Origin of the sequence: Aquidulcibacter sp., from assembly GCF_044346625.1 — a bacterium.
Lineage (GTDB): Bacteria > Pseudomonadota > Alphaproteobacteria > Caulobacterales > Aquidulcibacteraceae > Aquidulcibacter.
This window is the reverse complement of the sequence record NZ_JBIIYV010000167.1, coordinates 1-2,500: the sequence shown is the minus strand read 5'-3', so window position 1 is coordinate 2,500 and position 2,500 is coordinate 1. Positions and strand designations below refer to the sequence as shown.

At 56.3% G+C, this 2,500-nt stretch carries 2 protein-coding genes; one reads left to right on the top strand and one right to left on the bottom strand.

Features of this window, described 5'->3' with window-relative positions; genetic code table 11:
- Positions 1–150: 150 nt before the first annotated feature.
- Entirely contained in the window at positions 151–972 is an 822-nt protein-coding gene (locus tag ACIQ20_RS16565) for an FkbM family methyltransferase (protein ID WP_395782265.1), read from the top strand.
- On the opposite strand, the gene ACIQ20_RS16560 is transcribed toward ACIQ20_RS16565, so the two are convergent.
- Positions 969–2,480, bottom strand: a complete 1,512-nt coding sequence (locus ACIQ20_RS16560; RefSeq protein WP_395782267.1) for a sigma-54-dependent transcriptional regulator — start codon at positions 2,478–2,480, stop codon at positions 969–971. The two genes, ACIQ20_RS16565 and ACIQ20_RS16560, sit on opposite strands and share 4 nt — an antisense overlap.
- Positions 2,481–2,500 lie beyond the last annotated feature (20 nt).

Sequence of the window (2,500 nt, the reverse complement as noted above, 5' to 3'; positions counted from 1 at the left end):
TATTCCTCCCTGAGCGCATCCCGGAACAAGCTTGGGACAACGCGGTGAATCCTTACTAGACCGGGATGAGGCTGAGGGGAAGCGGTACGTAACGTCAATTCGTGCGGCTATTTCCTTGCAAATGCAGATAACGCATGGCAACTCACGGCAATGTTAAACGAAGTCAGTCCTTTCGGCACCTTTTCCCCGTCGGCGTTTCAGGGCCGCATCATCTCGCTAGCGCGCGGTTTTGATCCAGGCCCTTTCAGCAAATTTGCCGCGTCGATTGGAAAAAGACTGATCTTTCCAGGACTTGATGGCCCGCTAGACCTTTTGACCTGGGGCATCAAGACCCGTATCGACCCCCGCCGCAACGTGACCGAAAAGCGCCTCATGTTCTCCCCTTCCCGTTTTGAGTTGGAAGAGCGCGAACTGTTGCAACGCGAACTGAAAGCCGGGGATGTCTTTGTCGATGTGGGGGCAAATGTGGGGGCCTATTCCCTGTGGGTCGGACCAATCATTGGACCCAGCGGAAGAATTGTTGCCATTGAGCCTCAACCGAGCGTTTTGGCGCGTTTACGCGCCAACTTTGCCCTAAATCCGGACTTTAATGCACAGATTTTTCCGTGCGGCGCTGGCGATTCCAACGGCGTGATGACGCTATCTGTTGGCAGCGACAATGAAGGCGGCGCGTCGCTGGCCACAGTTGGCGGCGGGGCCGATCAAGTGGAGGTTGCCGTCCGCCCTCTACTCAACATCATCGAAGAAGCTCGCTTAGTGCGCATAGACGCCCTCAAGATCGACATTGAGGGCTATGAAGATCGCGCCCTCCTGCCCTTCTTTAAGGAAGCAGCGAAAAGCCTCTGGCCGCGCGTGCTCATTGTCGAGCGCAGCGAAAAGGATTGGGCAAGCGACCTGATGGGCGCGCTCACCAAATCTGGCTATCGCCAGACCTTAACAACCAAGCGCAATTATGTGATGCAGCTGGCCTAACCTGCGGCGCGCGCCATATGCTCTTCCAAGTCATATTCTTTGATCTTGCGGTAGAGAGTCGAACGGCCAATGCCCAAGCGGCGGGCAACTTCGGTCATATGCCCGGCATAGAGGTCGATGGCATATTCGATCAGATCGCGTTCAATTTGCTCTAGCGTGCGCAAATGACCTGCAGGGTCAAAGATAGCAACGCCATTGCCCGCTTCCATCGCCGCTGCCAACAGATCACTATTGGCTGGCAAGGCTGGCAAGTCTATCACGCCTGATACCCTTGCCACCTCAGTCGTCGGCGGTGTTGCGGTTTCAGGAGTTGGCGCTTCGGAGACAAATTGCGGCAAAGCAGCTTGAACGTGGGGGAAGTCCTCTGGCTGCAAGAAGTCGCCATCGCACAAGACCACAGCCCGGAAGACGGTGTTTTCAAGCTGGCGCACATTGCCCGGCCAATCAAAGCTTTGCAGCATGGCCAAGGCCTGTGGCGTCGCACCCAAGACCCGCTTGCCCTCTTCAGCATTGATGCGGGTGACGAAATGTTTGATCAGCGCGGGAATATCTTCCATGCGCTCGCGCAGCGGTGGCGCATCAACTGGGAAGACGTTCAAGCGGTAGAACAGGTCTTCCCGGAAGCGACCTTCCCCAACCAATTTGGCCAAGTCCTTGTTCGTGGCAGCAATGATGCGCACATCCACTTTGACAGGCCGCTTTGAGCCGACGGGATCGACTTCGCTTTCTTGGAGCGCACGAAGCAGCTTTACCTGTATGTCGAGGGGCAATTCGCCGACTTCGTCGAGGAATAACGTCCCACCGTCAGCTTCTTGGAATTTACCCAAATGGCGATCATGCGCGCCCGTAAAGGCACCTTTTTCATGCCCGAACAGAATACTTTCCACCAGATTTTCTGGTATGGCACCGCAGTTTACCGCGATAATGGGTCTGCCCGAACGCTCGCTCTCGCCATGGATGGCGCGGGCGATGACCTCTTTACCAACGCCGCTCTCGCCTAAGATTAGGACCGGGATATTGGAAGTGGCTGCACGTTGACCCAAACGGATCACTTGGCGCATCGCCGAGGCCCCAGCAACCATATCGCCAAAGGTAAAGGTGCCAGCAGCCTTCTTCTTGAGGCGCTTTACTTCACCCGACAATTCGCCAACTTTCAGCGCATTGCGAATAGAAACCATCACGCGCTCTGGGCTCGCTGGCTTGACGAAGAAGTCTGTTGCGCCGGCCTGCATGGCTTTCACAACCGTATCAATGCCCCCTGATGCGGTCAGCACAACGACGGGCAAATCATCGCGTTTGGCGCGGATAGCGGCGAGTGCCTCCATGCCCGAGACACCAGGCATGATCAGATCCAAGAGCACGACATCAACGGCTGGGTCCATGGCCTGCGCAATCGCCTGCGCGCCATCTTCGGCGGTTCGCGTTGCAAAGCCCTGACGTTCAACGGCACCCTGTAACAGGCGGCGCTGCGACGGATCGTCATCAACGATTAGGACGGTCTTACTCATTATACCCACCAAATTCTTTG